11 protein-coding genes, 1 tRNA gene and 1 pseudogene are annotated in these 16063 nt (G+C 65.1%); 4 read left to right on the top strand and 9 right to left on the bottom strand.

What is annotated here, in order from left to right; translation table 11 throughout:
• Nucleotides 1–27: 27 nt before the first annotated feature.
• The 5 genes from L0F51_RS12585 to L0F51_RS12565 form a co-directional block, all read right to left on the bottom strand.
• Nucleotides 28–1161 carry a Gfo/Idh/MocA family protein gene (locus tag L0F51_RS12585; protein ID WP_234629577.1) on the bottom strand — a complete coding sequence of 378 codons (1134 nt, stop codon included), beginning with the start codon at nucleotides 1159–1161 and terminating at the stop codon, nucleotides 28–30.
• Nucleotides 1162–1171: 10 nt separating this feature from the next.
• On the bottom strand, nucleotides 1172–2224 hold the full coding sequence (locus tag L0F51_RS12580; RefSeq protein ID WP_234629576.1) for a sugar phosphate isomerase/epimerase: 1053 nt from the start codon (nucleotides 2222–2224) through the stop codon (nucleotides 1172–1174).
• A gap of 107 nt (nucleotides 2225–2331) precedes the next feature.
• Complete coding sequence (locus L0F51_RS12575) at nucleotides 2332–3318, bottom strand: substrate-binding domain-containing protein (protein WP_234629575.1); 987 nt, start codon at nucleotides 3316–3318, stop codon at nucleotides 2332–2334.
• A gap of 84 nt (nucleotides 3319–3402) precedes the next feature.
• Nucleotides 3403–4431, bottom strand: coding sequence for an ABC transporter permease (locus tag L0F51_RS12570; RefSeq protein WP_234629574.1), 1029 nt, complete (start codon nucleotides 4429–4431; stop codon nucleotides 3403–3405).
• Nucleotides 4400–5899: a sugar ABC transporter ATP-binding protein gene (locus tag L0F51_RS12565; protein ID WP_234629573.1), complete on the bottom strand. Its 1500-nt coding sequence runs from the start codon at nucleotides 5897–5899 to the stop codon at nucleotides 4400–4402. The genes L0F51_RS12570 and L0F51_RS12565 overlap by 32 nt, the downstream gene beginning before the upstream one ends.
• A gap of 219 nt (nucleotides 5900–6118) precedes the next feature.
• Between L0F51_RS12565 and L0F51_RS12560 the strand changes: the two genes are divergently transcribed.
• The gene (locus tag L0F51_RS12560; RefSeq protein WP_234629572.1) at nucleotides 6119–7300 is read left to right on the top strand and encodes an ROK family transcriptional regulator; all 1182 of its coding nucleotides are present in this window, start codon (nucleotides 6119–6121) and stop codon (nucleotides 7298–7300) included.
• Between the two features lie 29 nt (nucleotides 7301–7329).
• On the opposite strand, the gene L0F51_RS12555 is transcribed toward L0F51_RS12560, so the two are convergent.
• Complete coding sequence (locus tag L0F51_RS12555) at nucleotides 7330–7944, bottom strand: helix-turn-helix domain-containing protein (RefSeq protein WP_234629571.1); 615 nt, start codon at nucleotides 7942–7944, stop codon at nucleotides 7330–7332.
• 55 nt (nucleotides 7945–7999) lie between these two features.
• Here L0F51_RS12555 and L0F51_RS12550 point away from each other — a divergent pair, with 55 nt between their 5' ends.
• The gene (locus L0F51_RS12550) at nucleotides 8000–9238 is read left to right on the top strand and encodes a benzoate/H(+) symporter BenE family transporter (RefSeq protein ID WP_234629570.1); all 1239 of its coding nucleotides are present in this window, start codon (nucleotides 8000–8002) and stop codon (nucleotides 9236–9238) included.
• Between the two features lie 283 nt (nucleotides 9239–9521).
• Nucleotides 9522–11168, top strand: coding sequence for an alpha/beta-hydrolase family protein (locus tag L0F51_RS12545; RefSeq protein WP_234629569.1), 1647 nt, complete (start codon nucleotides 9522–9524; stop codon nucleotides 11166–11168).
• A gap of 104 nt (nucleotides 11169–11272) precedes the next feature.
• On the opposite strand, the pseudogene L0F51_RS12540 reads toward L0F51_RS12545, so the two are convergent.
• The 3 genes and pseudogenes from L0F51_RS12540 to L0F51_RS12530 form a co-directional block, all read right to left on the bottom strand.
• Nucleotides 11273–11395, bottom strand: a pseudogene (locus L0F51_RS12540) (transposase); the annotation flags it as partial.
• 137 nt (nucleotides 11396–11532) lie between these two features.
• Nucleotides 11533–11609, bottom strand: a tRNA-His gene (locus L0F51_RS12535).
• Nucleotides 11610–11950: 341 nt separating this feature from the next.
• Nucleotides 11951–12493, bottom strand: a complete 543-nt coding sequence (locus tag L0F51_RS12530; protein WP_234629568.1) for a phasin family protein — start codon at nucleotides 12491–12493, stop codon at nucleotides 11951–11953.
• Between the two features lie 282 nt (nucleotides 12494–12775).
• On the opposite strand from L0F51_RS12530, the gene L0F51_RS12525 reads away from it, so the two are divergent.
• Entirely contained in the window at nucleotides 12776–16051 is a 3276-nt protein-coding gene (locus L0F51_RS12525; RefSeq protein WP_234629567.1) for a histidine kinase dimerization/phospho-acceptor domain-containing protein, read from the top strand.
• Nucleotides 16052–16063: the final 12 nt, after the last annotated feature.

The following is a 16063-nucleotide window of genomic DNA, read 5'->3' as shown; positions in this document are numbered from 1 at the left end:
CCCGATCGGACGGGCCGGCGTCGACACTTAATCTTCGATTTTCGTCCAGACGTTGCCCGCACGGTCGGAGGCGAGGCAGGCGGCGACGAAGGCGAGGCCGCGCACGCCGTCATTGGCGTTCGGGATGAATTCAGAGCCCGGCGGAGAGCGAAGCGCGTCGGCGGCGTCGCGGTAGATGTTGGCGAAAGCCTCCAGATAGCCTTCGGGATGGGCGGCCGGCACCCGGCTGCCGGCGATCGCGGCCGCGGTCGCGCCCGCCCCGTTGCGGCGCAGGAGCTGGCGCGGCTCGCCGAGACGCGTAAACCACAATTCCTCCGGCCGCTCCTGCCACCATTCGAGCCCGCCCTTGTCGCCATAGATGCGGATCGAGAGATTGTTGCCGTTGCCGGGCAGGACCTGGCTCGCCAGGATCGCGCCCTTGGCGCCCGAGGCGTAGCGCATCATGATCATCGCATCGTCGTCGACGGAGCGGCCGGAAACGAGGGAGGCAAGCTCGGCGAGAAGATGCGTCGGCTCTTCGCCGGCCACGAAGGCGGCGAGGTTGTAGGCATGGGTGCCGACGTCGCCGATGGCGCCGCCCTGGCCAGCCTTGGCGGGATCGGTGCGCCAGACCGCGCCTTCGGAGCCTGTGTTTTCGACGGCCGTGGCGAGCCAGTCCTGGAGATATTCGACCTCCACGCGGCGAAGGGTGCCGATTTCGCCCGCCGCCACCATCTCGCGCGCCTGCCGCACCATCGGATAGCCGGTATAGGTGTGGGTGAGGACGAAGCTCTTGCCGGTCTCCTTCACGAGCGCGGCGAGACTTCTCGCCTCCTCCAAAGTGGTCGTCATCGGCTTCTCGCAGATGACGTGGAACCCGGCTTCCAGTGCCGCCTTGGCGACCGGGAAATGCAGGAAGTTCGGCGTCACGATGACGACGGCGTCGATCTTGTCGTCGCGCGCCGCTTCGGCTTCGAGCATCTCTTCGTACGTGCCGTAGGCGCGCTCGGGCGCCAGCCTCAGCGTTTCGGCGAACTCCCGGCCGCGCGCCGGATCGCTGTCGAAGGCACCGGCCACGAGCTCGAACCGATCGTCCATGCGCGCGGCGATGCGGTGGACCGGCCCGATGAGGGCGGTGGTGCCGCCGCCGACCATGCCGAGACGGATGGGGGGTTGGCTCATAATATCGTCCTTATGTGAGGCCGAGCAGGCGGCGGTTGGTGGCCGCGTCGGCGCCGCTTTGGGCAAAATCGTCGAAGGCGTGCTCGGTGACGCGGATGATGTGGTCGCGGATGAAGGGAGCGCCTTCGCGGGCTCCGTCCTCGGGATGTTTCAAGGCGCATTCCCATTCCAGAACCGCCCAGCCGTCGAAATCGTACTGGGCGAGCTTGGAGAAGATCGCCTTGAAATCGACCATGCCGTCACCGAGCGAACGGAAGCGGCCGGGCCGGTCGATCCAGCCCTGATAGCCGCCATAGACGCCGGAGCGCCCGTTCGGGCGAAGCTCGGCATCCTTCACGTGAAAGGCGCGCACGCGCTCGTGATAGATGTCGAGGAAATCGAGATAATCGAGCGCCTGCAGCACGAAATGCGACGGGTCGTAGAGGATCGAGGCGCGCGGGTGATCGCCGACTTCGGCGAGGAAGCGCTCGAAGGTCGCGCCGTCGTGGAGATCTTCGCCCGGATGCAGCTCGTAGCAGAGATCGACGCCGGCCTCGTCATAGGCATCGAGGATCGGCTTCCAGCGCCGGCCGAGTTCGGCAAAAGCCTCGTCGATGAGCCCCGCCGGGCGCTGCGGCCAGGGATAGATGAAGGGCCATGCGAGGGCGCCAGAGAAGGTGGCGTGGGCGGTCAGGCCGAGATTGACGGAGGCCTTTGCGGCCAGGCGCAATTGCTCGTCCGCCCATTCCCTGCGTGCTTGCGGGTTACCGCGCACTTCTTCCGGCGCAAAGCCGTCGAAGAGTTCGTCATAGGCCGGATGGACGGCGATGAGCTGGCCCTGGATATGCGTGGAGAGCTCCGTGATTTCCACGCCCTCCTCGGCAAGGCGCCCCTTCAGCTCGTCGGCATAGGTCTTCGAGGCCGCCGCCTTTTCGAGATCGAAGAGGCCCGCCGTCGTCGGCAGTTGCAGGCCGAGATAGCCGAGATCGGCAGCCCATCGCGCCATGGAGAAAAGGTCGTCGAAAGGCGGCGTGTCGCCGACGAATTGGGCGAGAAAGATCGCCGGTCCTCGCAGGGTCTTCATCGCGGGCTCCCAGTCTTGGTGTCGGTTGCCGTCCGCCGTGACGGCGGAGGCGAGGGCAGGGTGGGGCGGCCTCGTCGCAAGGCCGCCCCGATGTGGCGTTCAAACGATCAGAACGGCGAATCCGGGAAGTAGAAGTCTTCCGCGTTCGACTTGTCGATCAGCTCGGAGGGAAGGATCGTCGTCTCGGGCAAGGCCTCGCCGTTGAGGCGCGCCTCGGCCGTCCGCTTGATCGCCTCGTAGATGAATTTCGGCGAATAGGAGACGTCGGCTTTGATGAGCGGATTGCTGTCGTCCATGATCATCTTGACCATGCCCTTGGCGCCGGCGCCGCCGAACACTTCCTTGATGTCGCCTTCACGGCCCGCCTGACGGATCGCCTGGAGAACGCCGATCGCCATGTCGTCGTCGGCCGCCCAGACGAGGTCGATGTCTTTGAAGCGGGTCAGGAAGTCCTGCATGACCTTGAAGGCGTCGTCGCGGTTCCAGTTGCCGTACTGGGCGTCGAGGATCTTCATGTCGGGATGTTCGTCGATGACGCTGGTGAAGGCTTCCCAGCGCTCGTTGTCGAGCGTGGTCGGGATGCCGCGCAGCGCCACGATATTGGCCTTGCCGTCATACTTCTTGGCAAAATACTCCGCCGGGATCTTGCCGAAGGCCGTGTTGTCGCCGGCCATATAGGCGTCCTGCGCGCTCGGATCGGTCAGGCCGCGATCGACCACGGTGACATAGACGCCCTTGTTCTTCGCCTGGGCGACGGGCTGGGTGAGGGCGGCGGATTCAAACGGGAAGATGACGAGGGTGTTGATGCCGGTGACGGTGACGAGATCCTGAAGCTGGTTCGCCTGTTCCGGCGCGCCGCTCGAGGTCTTGACGGTGATCTGGAGGTCGTCGGGATGGGCGGCTTCGAGGTCTTTCTTGGCCTCGTTCGCCCACCACACGATGCCGGCGGTGAAGCTGTGGGTCGCGGCGGGAATGGAGACGCCGAGATTGACCTTTTCCTGGGCTGCCGAGATGCCGGGCAGGGCGATCAGCGCCGAGGTGCCGAGCGCCAGGGCGAGAGCCGAGCGGCGCGTTAGAGACGCAAGGACGGACATTCTATAGTTCTCCCATCGATAACAATCGTTGCTTTCGTGTCGATGCCGCTTGTCGGCGGTCTTGTCCTTGGGGAGCGGCCCGTATCAGGGCCGCCGCCTTTGCAAAAACGCCACGGAAATGATCACGATACCCTGCACGGCTGCGTTGAGATGAACGCTGATGATGCTCGTCAGGTTGAGGATATTGCCGATGACGGAAAGAAGGATGGCGCCGATCACGGTGCCGGTGACGCGGCCGGACCCGCCCTTGAAGGAGGTGCCGCCGACGATCACCGCGGCGATCGCTTCGAGCTCCCACAAGAGGCCGGTCGTGGGGGAGGCTGAGCCGAGGCGCGGCACGTAGAGGAGAGTGGCGATGCCGACGCAGAGACCGAGAAACGCGTAGGTGAGGATTTTCACGCGGTCGACGTCGACCGCCGCATAGCGCGCCACCTGCTCGCTGGAGCCGATCGCCTGCACGTAGCGGCCGAAGGCGGTGCGCCGCAAAAGCACGGTGCCGATGACGGCGACGCCGAGGAACACCCAGACCGGGATCGGGATGCCCAGAACCGTGCCGTAATAGACCGGGCCATAGGTCTGCGAGAGGCCGAAATCGAGGGTGATGGCGCCGCCATCGGCAAGCCAGGTGAGGACGGCGCGAAACGTGCCGAGCGTGCCGAGGGTGACGATGAAGGGTTCGATCCGCCCCTTGGTGATGAGGAGGCCGTGCATGGTGCCGAAGGCGGCACCCATGAGGAGCGAAACCGCCATTCCGACGATGACCACCAGGACCGGCGCATCGATATGCGTGGCCAGGCTGTTCATCACCAGGATGATGCTGCCGGCGATCAGCGCCACCATGGAACCGACCGAGAGGTCGATGCCGCCGGAGATGATGACGAAGGTCATGCCGACAGCGATGATGCCGATGAAGGAGGTCCGCGTCAGCACGTTCATCCAGTTGGCGAGGCTGGCGAAATCGGAATTGAGCGCGGTGCCGACGATAGCGAGCAGGATGAGGCCGAGGATCGGACCCTGGCTGCTTAAATCGAATTTTCCGAGCCGGCGGCGCGCCGAGGCGCGGGCGCTCTGGCCCTCAGCCTCATTCGGCTGCGGTTCTTGTGCCGATGGCATGGCTGAGTAGCTCCTCTTCGCTGAGGCGGTCTGCGGGCACTTCGGCCGTCACGCGCCCGTCGCGCATGACGATGACGCGGTGACAGAGACCGATCAGCTCCACCAATTCCGATGAGATGACGATGATGCCCCGCCCTTCGGCGGCGAGGCGGTCGATGAGAAAATAGATGTCCCGCTTGGCGCCCACATCGACGCCGCGCGTCGGCTCGTCGAGGACGAAGATCTGCGGCTCCGGGGCGAGATATTTGGCGATCGCGAGTTTCTGCTGGTTGCCGCCCGATAAAGACGAGGCGAGACCGTCGCGGTCGCCGACGCGGATGCCGAATTCGTCGACGGCGCGGTCGAGGGCTGCGCGTTCCTCCCGGGGGGAGAGGAAGGGATGGGTGTAGGTCTTGAGATCGAGGAGCGTGAGATTGTCGGAAAGGACGCGTCCGACATGCAGCCCCTTCCCTTTGCGGTCTTCGGAGAGATAGGTGAGCCCGAGCCGGGCGGCGGCGCGCGGATCGCCCATGCGCACCTCCTTGCCACCCATGAAGATGCGCCCCGAGGAGCGGGGGCGAAGCCCGAGAAGACCTTCGAAAAGCTCGGTGCGACCGGCGCCGACGAGGCCGGCAAAACCCAGGATCTCACCCGGCATCAGGGAGAAGGAGACGTTCTGCGCCCAGCCCGGGACGGAAAGATCTTCAACGCGCAGGAGCGGTTCGCCGGCCGAGGCGACGGGACGTTTGGGCGGATACATGTCGGCAAGTTCGCGCCCCACCATCAGCGCCGCCATGCGGGCGCGCGAGGTCTCGGCGGTCTTGGCCTGTGAGATGAAATGCCCGTCGCGCATGACGATCACCTCGTCGGTGACGCGCTCCACCTCGTCGAGCTTGTGGGAGATGTAGAGGACGATGATGCCCTCTTCGCGCAGCTGGCCGATGAGGCTGAAGAGATGTTCGCATTCGTTGGGCGTGAGGCTCGCCGTCGGCTCGTCGAGGATGAGGACGCGGGTGTGGCGGACCTGCGCCTTGGCGATCTCCACGAGCTGCTTTTCGGCCACGATCAGATCGCCGACCCGGTCGTCGGGATGGCTGTGCGCCCCGACGCTTTCGAGCGCCGCCTCGGCCTGGCGTGCCATCGTCTTCTCGTCGAGGAGGAAGCCTTTGCGGATCTCGTGGCCGAGAAACATGTTCTGCACCACAGTGAGCGCATCGGCGAGGTTGAGCTCCTGGTGCACCATGACGATGCCCCGCTCTTCCGCCTCGCGCGAGCTTGCAAAGGAGACGGGTTCGCCGTCGATCACGACGGTACCTGCGCTCGGCTCGTGGTAGCCGGCGAGGATCTTCATCAAGGTGGATTTGCCGGCGCCGTTTTCGCCGATGAGGCCGTAGACGCGCCCGGCCTCCAGCCGGAAGCTGACGTCGTGGAGCACGCGCACGGAGCCGAAATCCTTGGCGATCCCGTGAAACTCGACGACGAGGCCCATGACGGCCTTCCTCCCTTCGCCTGAGGGGCGGGAGCGGGCCGGATTGTCTCGCCGAGCCCTGTCTCGACGCCCTTTTTTATTCTCGGGAAAACTCGCTTCCGGATGCCTTCGACATCCAGGGGTCCTCCTCATTGCAGCGAAAATTACGCTCAGCAATTTGATTGAGCAATGGTCAAGTTCGGTCTATTTACGGTCAAAGCGCATCCAATGAGGTCAAACATGCGCGGCTTTTCGCAATTGTCGCCGACTGAGCGCCGACTGCTGCTCGAGGTCTTTTGGGCGCGCACCAGTGCCCGCAGCGATCTGGCCGGCCGGCTCGATTTCTCCAAGAGCAAGATCAATGCGGCGATCACCGATCTGATCGGCGCCGGGCTGATCACCGAGATCGGGCCGCAACCCTCCTCCGGCGGGCGCCGCGCCGAAGGTCTGCGCGTCACGCTGCGCGACGGTCTGATCGCCGGCGTCGACATCCGCGCCACCCATATGGACGTCGCCCTTCTGTCGCCGGACATGAGCATCATGGCCCGGCACTGCGAGCCGATCTCCGTGCGCGGCGAGCCGGAGCCGTTGTTTGCCCGCCTCCGCGATGTGATCGATCTGCTGCTACGACAGATGGGCCAGGAGCGAGAGCGCATCCGCATGATCGGCATCGGCGTGCCGGGACCGGTCGATTTCGAGAGCGCCTGTCTCGCCACCCCGCCCTTGATGCCGCTCTGGGAGGGTTTTTCGCCGCGCCAGGCGCTGGCGGCCGATTTCGACGTGCCGATCTTCGTCGACAACGACGTCAACATCCTCGCCCTCGGCACGCTGTGGCATCTGTCGCGCAGCGCCGACGATTTCCTCGTCGTCAAGGTCGCGACCGGCATCGGCTGCGGCATCATTTGCCGCGGCCAGGTCTATCGGGGCGTCGACGGGGCGGCAGGCGACGTCGGCCATATCTGCATCGATCCGAAAGGTCCCGTCTGCCATTGCGGCAATGTCGGCTGTGTGGAGGCGATGGCAGCAGCCCCGGCGATCGCCCGCGCCGGCGCGGCGGCCGCCCGCTCAGGCGAAAGCCCGCGTCTCCTGGAGTTGTTGCAGGCGCATGGCGCCCTGAGCCCGGAGGATGTCGGTCTCGCGAGCCGCGAAGGCGATCCGGCGGCCAATGCCATCATCCGCGGTGCCGGCGCCGATGTCGGGCGGATGCTCGCCACCCTCGTCAATTTCTTCAATCCGAGCCATGTCTTCATCTGTGGCGGCGTCGCCGCCATCGGCCCGGCCTTCCTCGCCTCGATCCGCCAGAGCGTCTATCAGCGCTCGCTGGCGCTTTCGACGCGCCATCTCGCCATTCGGCCGATCCCGCATCCCGATGATGCCGGCATCGTCGGAGCCGGCGTCCTCGGATTTTTGGAGGCGATCTGACGCCACCCGGACGAAGCTGGTGGCAAACGTCACGTCTTCTCGTCGGCCTTGTTCGTCTTGACGGGTGTGGCGTTCCGGTTGGTCGTCTCGAACAGAGCGGTCTTCGGGTAGTGGATGGTGTTGTGGAAGTGCGCGATCTCTGGGCTCATGTTGCGATAGCCGTGCGGCTGGTCGGCGGGAAAGCGAAGGCCATCGCCGTAGCGGCAGCTCTTCCATTCTCCGGCGATCAAGACCTCCATCGCGCCGCGGGTGACGAAGACGTCTTCGACGACGCCCGTGTCATGCGCATTCGACATATGCACCTGGCCCGGCTCGAGCACGATTAAAAACGTCTCCGAGCCGAAGATGGGGTCGAACGGGAAGACGGTATGAAAGCCGATGCTGCCCTGAAACTGGACCGGTCGGGCCTTTGCGGGCGCGAAGCTGCCCGTGGTTTGGATGAGGTCCTCGATCAGCGCGGTCAGCGGCAGTTGGAAGCCTTTGGCGAGTTTCCAGAGCGTCGCGATCGTGGGGCTCGACTCCCCGCGCTCGATCTGCCCGAGCATGGCCTTGCTGACGCCGGTGAGCTCGGCCGCCTGCGTCAGGCTGAGGCCCGCACGGCTGCGCGCGGCCTTGAGATTGATCCGGATTTTTGCCTCGGTCATTCAAATGGCCTGTTGTGCGCTATAACGCACGGACGTTATAACGCCCGGCGCGGAATTGCACGCACTCCTAACGCGCGGGAACTGGAAAGGCACGGTTGAAATGCTGGCGGGGCTGAAACTATCGCACATCGTTGCGGGCTGCATCGCCGTGCTTCTCGGCTATACGAGCAGCGTCGCGATCATCTTCCAGGCGATCGACGTCCTGGGCGCCTCGCAGGCGGAGGCCAACAGCTGGATGCTGGCGCTCGGCGTCGGCATGGGGATCAGCGGTCTCATCCTCTCCTTGCGCTACCGGATGCCGATCCTGACGGCCTGGTCCACGCCCGGCGCGGCACTTCTCGTCATCAGCCTCAATGGCGTGGCGATGAGCGAGGCGATCGGCGCCTTTCTCTTCTGCGGTCTCTTGCTGACCCTGACCGGCATCACCGGCTGGTTCGAAAGATTGTCCCATCTCATTCCCGATACCATCGGCAACGCCCTGCTTGCGGGCATTCTTTTCCAGTTCGGCCTCGGGATCTTTTCCTCCATGGAGGACAATCTGCCCCTCGTGGCGGTGATGTGCGCGGTCTATCTCGCCGGCCGGCGCTGGTTCCCGCGCTTTGCCATTCCCGCCGTGCTCTTCGCGGGGTGCGCCTTCTGCGCCGCGACCGGGGCGTTTCAGGCCGGGGAGGGGATCGATTTTTCGATCGCTCAGCCGGTCTTCACCATGCCGGCCTTCTCGCTGCCGGTGTTGCTCGGCGTCGGGCTGCCGCTTTTCATCGTCACCATGGCCTCGCAGAACACGCCCGGCATCGTCACGCTAAAAGCCTCGGGATACGAGCCGCCGGTGTCCGCCTGTCTCACCGTCACCGGTCTGACGACGCTCCTTCTGGCACCCTTCGGAGGTTATGCCTTCAATCTCGCCGCCATCACCGCGGCGATCTGCGCCGGGCCGGAGGCCGATGAGAACCCGAAGACCCGCTACAAGGCCGTCGTCGTGACGGGCGTCATCTATTGCGTGGTGGGGCTTCTGGGCGCGGCCGTCATCAGTCTGTTTCTCATCGCCCCAAAAGCCCTGGTGGTGACGGTCGCGGGTCTCGCCTTGCTGAACACGATCGGTGCGAGCCTGAGCGCCGCGCTGGGGCAGCCGGAAAAACGGGAAGCGGCCCTGGTGACGTTTATGACCACCGTCTCGGGCATCACCTTTCTCGGCATCGGCGCGCCGCTCTGGGCGCTGCTTCTGGGGATCGCCACAGGCGTTATTCTCTCCCCGCGCGGCCGGCGGTCTTTTAGGCCGATTTTTGCCCGGCGGTAGGGCTCGCCACGCCGATGGGCACGTGGCCCCTCCGACAAATGATACGCTGGTATCTGAAGGCGGCGCGCGATGAGATCCGCGATGAATTTCATGAAGACAAGCTCGGGCATTGCCGACAGCGATTTCGTCGAGAGCGCGCATTTCAGGTTTAGGGGCTGCGAGGGGCTGCGCCGTCGCAGGACAGGCTCTGCATCGACACCGCGGACCCGATCCGCTACCCGACCTCCGATGATCAGGACTTTGAAGGTGGCGGAGGCCGCATAGGCAAGCGGGGGCGATATCGATGATCCGGTGGGTGTTCGCGGCAAAGCTCGATTCCACGATCGGCTTGCTCCTAGGGACGATGATGTTCTGCCTGTCGCTGACGCCGTCTCTCGTGCCGCGCGAGGCGCCGGCGCAGGGCTTGCTGGCAGGCTTCTGTTTCGTTCTTGGATACGGGCTCGGCCTCGCCGCCGTTTCGCTCTGGCGTTACCTTGAACTGCCGTCGAGGCTCGATGCCGGCCCGATGCTGCAGAAAGTGTCGGCCGTGCTCTGTCTCGGTGCGTCATCGTATTTTCTTTGGTGCTCGATCGGCTGGCAGAACTCCGTGCGGGCTTTGATGGACCTGCCGCCTGTCGATATCACCTATACGGTGATGGTTGTGGCCATTGCGCTCCCTGTGGCGGGGGTGATGCTGGTGCTGATCGGCATCGTCAGGCTCGTCGCCAGATCCGTCTTTCGACTGACCAGCCGCTTCATCCCGCACCGTGCAGCCATCGTGCTGACCGCGGTTCTCAGCACGTTCATCATCTGGGTGGTCGCGAACGATCTTCTGGTCCGCTCCGTCTTCCGTGTGCTCGACGCCTCCTACAGCCAGCTCGACTCGCTGCTGGAACCAGAGCGTGCCCAGCCTATGGACACAGACGGGACAGGTGGAGCCCGTTCCCTCGTGCAGTGGGACGAACTCGGCCGTGCCGGCCGCGAGTTCGTTGCCTCGGTGCCGCAGGCGAATGAAATCAGCGCGCTGACGGGCAGGCCCGCACGGGAGCCGATCCGGGTCTATGTCGGGCTTCCCAGCGCGGAGACGCCGGAGGAGCGAGCCAGGCTCGCCCTCGACGAGTTGATCCGCCAGGGCGGTTTCGATCGAAGCGTCCTTGTTGTCATGACGCCGACCGGCACGGGTTGGCTCGATCCCGCCGCCTCCGATCCGCTGGAGTTCATGACCGATGGCGATGTCGCCAGCGTGGCGGTCCAGTATTCCTATCTCGCCAGCCCGATCTCGCTTCTGGCGCAGGCGGAATACGGCGTCGACACGGCGCAGGCCCTTTTCAGGGCGGTCTACGGACACTGGACGAACCTGCCGCGAGGAGAGCGCCCGCGCCTCTATCTGCACGGTCTCAGCCTCGGCGCCTTGAACTCGCAGATTTCGGCGAGCCTGTTCGAGATGATCGGCGATCCGATTCAAGGCGCACTCTGGAGCGGCCCTCCCTTCAGAAGCGGCTTGTGGCGCCAGATTACGGCGGCAAGAGACGCTGGCTCGCTTGCGCGACTCCCGGTCTTCCGTGGTGGACACCTCGTGCGCTTCATGGACCAGGATGGATCGTCGACACCGCCAGGCACGGAGTGGGGCGAACTGCGCGTTGTGTACCTGCAATATCCCAGCGATCCGATCGTGTTCTTCTCTCCGGCTGATTTCTATCGCCGGCCGCAATGGCTGCAAGAGCCACTGGGCAGTGATGTTTCCGACGATCTTCGCTGGTTTCCGATCGTCACGGGCTTTCAGCTAGTACTCGACATGCTGGTGGCCGCCGATGCACCCATTGGCCATGGGCATCTCTACTCGCCTGCCCATTACGTCCCGGCCTGGGCTGATCTTCTGGACATCGACTGGTGGACCCCGGAGATGACCGAGGCGCTTCAAAGCCGAGCAGCTCGCTCGGATGACTTTTGAGCCCATATCGAACGGGCTTTCTCGTCGAATGGACTTTCGCCGGGAGGGTGGAGAGCGGTTTCGGTTTCTCGCCGCTCCCGGCGCTTTTCCAGCGAACGCCGCACCGGCGATAGCCCGATCACGACCCCATCGGCGCGGCGCTCGATCTCCCGCTTGAGGCGCGCGATCGGATTCGTCGCCGCGATCTGCGACCAGGGCTCGCGTGGAAAGGCCATGTGGGCCAGGATCTAGCACGATCCTACCAAACGTACGTGGAATCTGGCCTCGTCAGCTTTTTAGAGGTTGGCAGGAATTGCCGCTTTGGGCGAGCCGCCGCCGCGCCGTTTCCGGCGTTCGATCAAGCTGCTGATTTTATGGAGAAAACTGGTACGAACGGGTGGATTCGAACCACCGACCTTCGGAGCCACAATCCGACGCTCTAACCAACTGAGCTACGTTCGCATGTCCTGCTGAGGCGGTGCGGACCCTAGTGTTCCGCGCCGGAGATTTCAAGCGCCGGCGGGCCATATCCTGGCGCCCGGGCTTGTGATTCCTCGCCTCTGCGGCACCGCTTAGCCGAGGAGCGGCGCCAAGGGAAGGGGGCGGAGAAGAAACTCCGCCGCGGCGGCGTCGCACACCCGCTCTCGCGGCCTCGTTCACGCCCCCCTTCAGCGTCGGCACAAACCTCTACCGGCCCACGCCCATCGCGGGCGCTGTGCCAAAAAAAAGCCCGGCAAAATGCCGGGCTCGTTCATGGTGCGCGCCGCCTCTGCGGGTGGCGTCGCAGATCGTGTCACAGAGGCTTAGTGGCTCGTGACCTTGTCGAGGTTCTTCTTCGCCGCGGTGCGGGCCGGGCGAGACGTGTCCTCGGTGACCTTGGTGAGAAGGTCGCGCATGCCGTTGCCTTGATCCATCAGCGCTTCGAAGCGTGACCGCATGAAGGCGCTCTGAAGCTGGATCGCGTCGGCGAACGAGGTGACACCGAGCATCTGACGGGCGTGATCGAACGCCGCATCGGTGTTGGCCTTGGCGTTGTCGAGCGCCTTGAACTGCACCTGCAGGAGACCCTCGCGGGCGTTTTCCACAGTATCTTCCATCACGTCCGTGGACTCTTCTGCAGCGGCTTTGAGGCGGGCGTAATTCTCACGCGCGCTCGCCAAAGAACGCTCCGTCATCGCCCGGAAAGCTTCGGGCATCTGCATCTGCGTCATGCCGAACATTTCCGACAGCTTCTCGGTGGCGTCCTGAAACGCGCGATCGGCAGTATTGGCTGCATCCTGCGCGGCCGAAGCCGCCTCGTCAAAAGCCTTTTCACCAGCCTGATTGAATTCGTGCTCACTGGACATCTAAGATCTCCTTCCGTTTCTGCCTGGGTTGCTCCCCCCTCAGGCTTCTGGAGAGTATATAGGAAAAGTTTTGTGCGACGCAACAAATTATTGCGCTGCAGCATGCGAGGCCCTGCCGGCGGTTGAAGTTTTCAACCGTTAACCATCCTTGAGAAAAACGGACTTTGCGACGCGCTCCAGGCCTGCGATTCTTTTTCAACTCCGGTTACCTATTTTTAACCAAGGCGAGTCGCGGAGATTACGGAAATCATGCAATCGGAGGGCAGGGGCCTGGTGGAGGCGATGGCAGACGAGCGCCTGGCGGTGCTCGTGAGCGACGCGCGTCCTGCCATGTTCTTCCGTCTCGACGACAACCGGCTCGGCTGGCTCAATCCGGCCGCGGCCGAGCGTCTCGGCTGTGGCACCGCCAAAGACGCGCTCGCTCTCGGCCTCGGATCGGCCGAGCCCTTGAAGCGCGACATTCGCATGCTGGCGAAGACCGCGGGCGAGACGGGCTCCCTCGGGCGACTGCGTCTCGGGCGTGGCTTCGGCGCCGTTCCGGTCGTCTGCCAGTGCCAGCGCGTGGTGATCGGCGGTGAACGCGGCCTCCTGGCGGTCGCGATCGCAGCAGGGCAGGCGCCCAATCCCGCGCGGATGCCGGCTTTCTTCTCCTGCGACAAGGTTGCGGCGCGCCTCCTCCAAGCCTCGGAGCTGCCCTCAGACCTGCAGGGGCGGGCGCTCGCCGGCAAACCGAAGCTTGTCGCCGACTGGCCCCATGCGGCGCGGCTCCGCCGGGCGAGCCTCGTGCCGGTCGCAAGCGAGACCTGTCTCGCCATCATCGATGTCGAGAGCGATTTCGGACCTGTCCGAGGCGAAGATTCCGCCGCCCCGCTGCCGCAGAGCTCCGACGATCTCTCAAGGGGCGAGCTCTCAAAGGACGAGCTCTCAGGGGAAGAAAGCGACCCCAAACGCCTCGAGAAGCCGGAGACGCATGTTCAGGCCACCGAGCTTCAGGCTTCCGACCCTCAGGCTTCCGATGTTTCGGCGCCCGATCTTCCGGCGCCCGATGTTCCGGCGCCCGATGTTCCGGCGAACGACGACGATCACGACGAGATCGCGGAGATGAGCGACCGCGAAGGGCCTGTTTCCGACGATGATGCGCCCGATGACGGCGCGCACGCCCATGACGATGAAACGGATCTGACGGAAGCGGTGCGGCGCGCGCTGCCGGCCTGGATTGCCGATCGTCTCACCACCTACGATCCCGAGAAGCATGGGGCCGGCGAGGCGCCCCGGAAAATTTCCGCCTCTGACGAGGACGGGGAGAAGGCCGCCGGAGAACCCCCTGCGTCCGACGTTTCGTCTGAAGCGGACGCGGACGACCCGCGGGCGGTTGTCGCTCCCGACCAGGAAACTGACGGGTCGGGTGAAGCTGCCGAAGCCGCTGCAGACGATCTGCCCGAGCAGGAACCTGGCGATGAAGAGGCGGCCCGGGACGCGGCGAGCGAGGAGACCGCGGAGACCGCGGTCGCGGATGAGGGCGAGGCGCCCGAACCGGCCCCCGAGCCGGCGCCCGTTGCCACGCTCACCCGGCCGGTCTCTGTGCGGTTCCTGTGGCAGAGCGATGCCTCGCACCGCATTCTTTTCGTTTCGCAGGGCCTGACCCAGCTCGTCGGCCGCAACTCCGAGGTCGTGGGCGAAACCTGGGACGATGTGGCTGCGCGCCTGCGGCTGGATCCGACCGGGCGGGTGGCCAAAGCCTTTCATGCGCGCGACACCTGGAGCGGGCTCACCGCCTGGTGGCCGTCGGAGGCCGGCGACATTCGCATTCCGACCGAGCTCACCGCCCTTCCGGTCTTCGATGCCGACCGGGCGTTTCAGGGCTTTCGCGGCTTTGGCGTTCTGCGCCCGGCCGAGGCCTTGAAGGCGGAAGCCTTCGACTTGCGTTTTCCGGAGGGAGCCGAAATGGATGAGGCGCCAACGGGTCGGCATGAGCGCGATGGCGAGGCTCCGCCCAACGACAATGTCGTGCCGATCCGCTCAGACGTCGAACGCCTGCCGGAATGGTCACGCCTGTCGACGCAGGAAAAGCGCGCCTTCGAGACGATCGCCTCCGCGCTCGGCGCCCGTGTGACGGATCTGCAGCCTTCGAGCGGCTCGCCGATCGAAGAGCGCCGCGACGGCGTCAAGGAGCGGCAGCAAGAGGCCGCTGACGAGGCTGAAGCAAGGGCTTCGGAAATCGAGACGTCCGAAGAGGCCGCACCGGCCGAGGGGGCGGCCGAGGGGGCGACCGAGGTGCCGGCCGAGGACGGCGGCGAAGGGCAGGACGACGATTTCGCGCCCCCCGAAGCGTCCGGGACGGTTCCTGAGGAGGCGGCCAAAGACACTGCGCCCGAAGACGGGGCGGCCGAAGACACCGGTCCCGTCGAGGCCCCCGTCACGCTTTCCAATGCGGTGCTCTCCTCCAAGGTCGGGGAGCTTCAGGCGATCCTCGACACGGCGCTCGACGGCGTCATCGTGCTCGATGCGGAGGGCCGCGTCGAAAGCCTCAACCGCAGCGCCGAGGCGCTTTTCGGCATCGAAGCCGATGCGGTGGTCGGCAATTCCTTCACCGAGCTTTTGGAAGAAGAAAGCCGGGTGGAGGCCGAAGCCTATCTGGAGAGCCTGAGGATGGCGGGCATCAAGAGCCTCCTCAACGAGGGCCGCGAGGTTCTGGGCCGCACCAAGGGCGGGCCGATCCCGCTCTTCATGACGTTTGGCCAGGTGGGCAGCGGCGAGCGCCCCCGCTTCTGCGCGGTTCTGCGCGACATCACGCAGTGGAAGGAGACGGAGACGCGGCTGCAGGAGGCGCGCGCCGAAGCGGAGCGGGCCTCGAGCCAGAAATCCGATTTCCTCGCCCGCATCAGCCATGAGATCCGCACGCCGCTCAACGCCATCATCGGCTTTGCCGAATTGATGGTGGAGGAGCGTTTTGGTCCGATCGAGAACCAGCGCTACCGGGAATATCTGCGCGATATCCGCTCCTCGTCGGAGCATGTCGTCAGCCTCGTCAACGATCTCCTCGACATCGCGCGGGTCGAGGCGGGCAAGCTCGACCTCGATTTTTCCGCCGTCGATCTCAACACGTTGGCGCGCGAGACCGTGTCGCTGATGCAGCCGCAGGCCGGCCGCCATCGGGTGATCATCCGCACGAGCCTGGCGCCCGACCTGCCGTCCGTCGTCGCCGACGCGCGCACGCTGCGCCAGATCCTTTTGAACCTTCTGTCCAATTCGGTGAAGTACACCGATGCGGGCGGGCAGGTGATCCTCTCCACCCGGCTGGAGGAGAATGGCGAGGTGGTCTTGCGCATGCGCGACAATGGCGGCGGCATGAGCGAGAGCGAGCTGGCGCGGGCGATGGAGCCGTTCCGGCAGATCATCACCTCGGCGATCGGCACGGGCACCGGCTCTGGTCTCGGTCTGCCGCTGACGAAGGCGCTGGTGGAGGCGAACCGGGCACAGTTCGTTTTGAAGAGCGCGCGCGGCGAGGGCACGATCGCGGAAGTGGCGTTCCCGGCGACCCGCGTTCTCTTCGAGTAGCTGCCTCTCTCC

The organism is Afifella sp. H1R (assembly GCF_021462425.1).
Classification (GTDB): domain Bacteria; phylum Pseudomonadota; class Alphaproteobacteria; order Rhizobiales; family Afifellaceae; genus Afifella; species Afifella aestuarii.
This window is presented reverse-complemented; position numbering and strand designations above follow the sequence as displayed.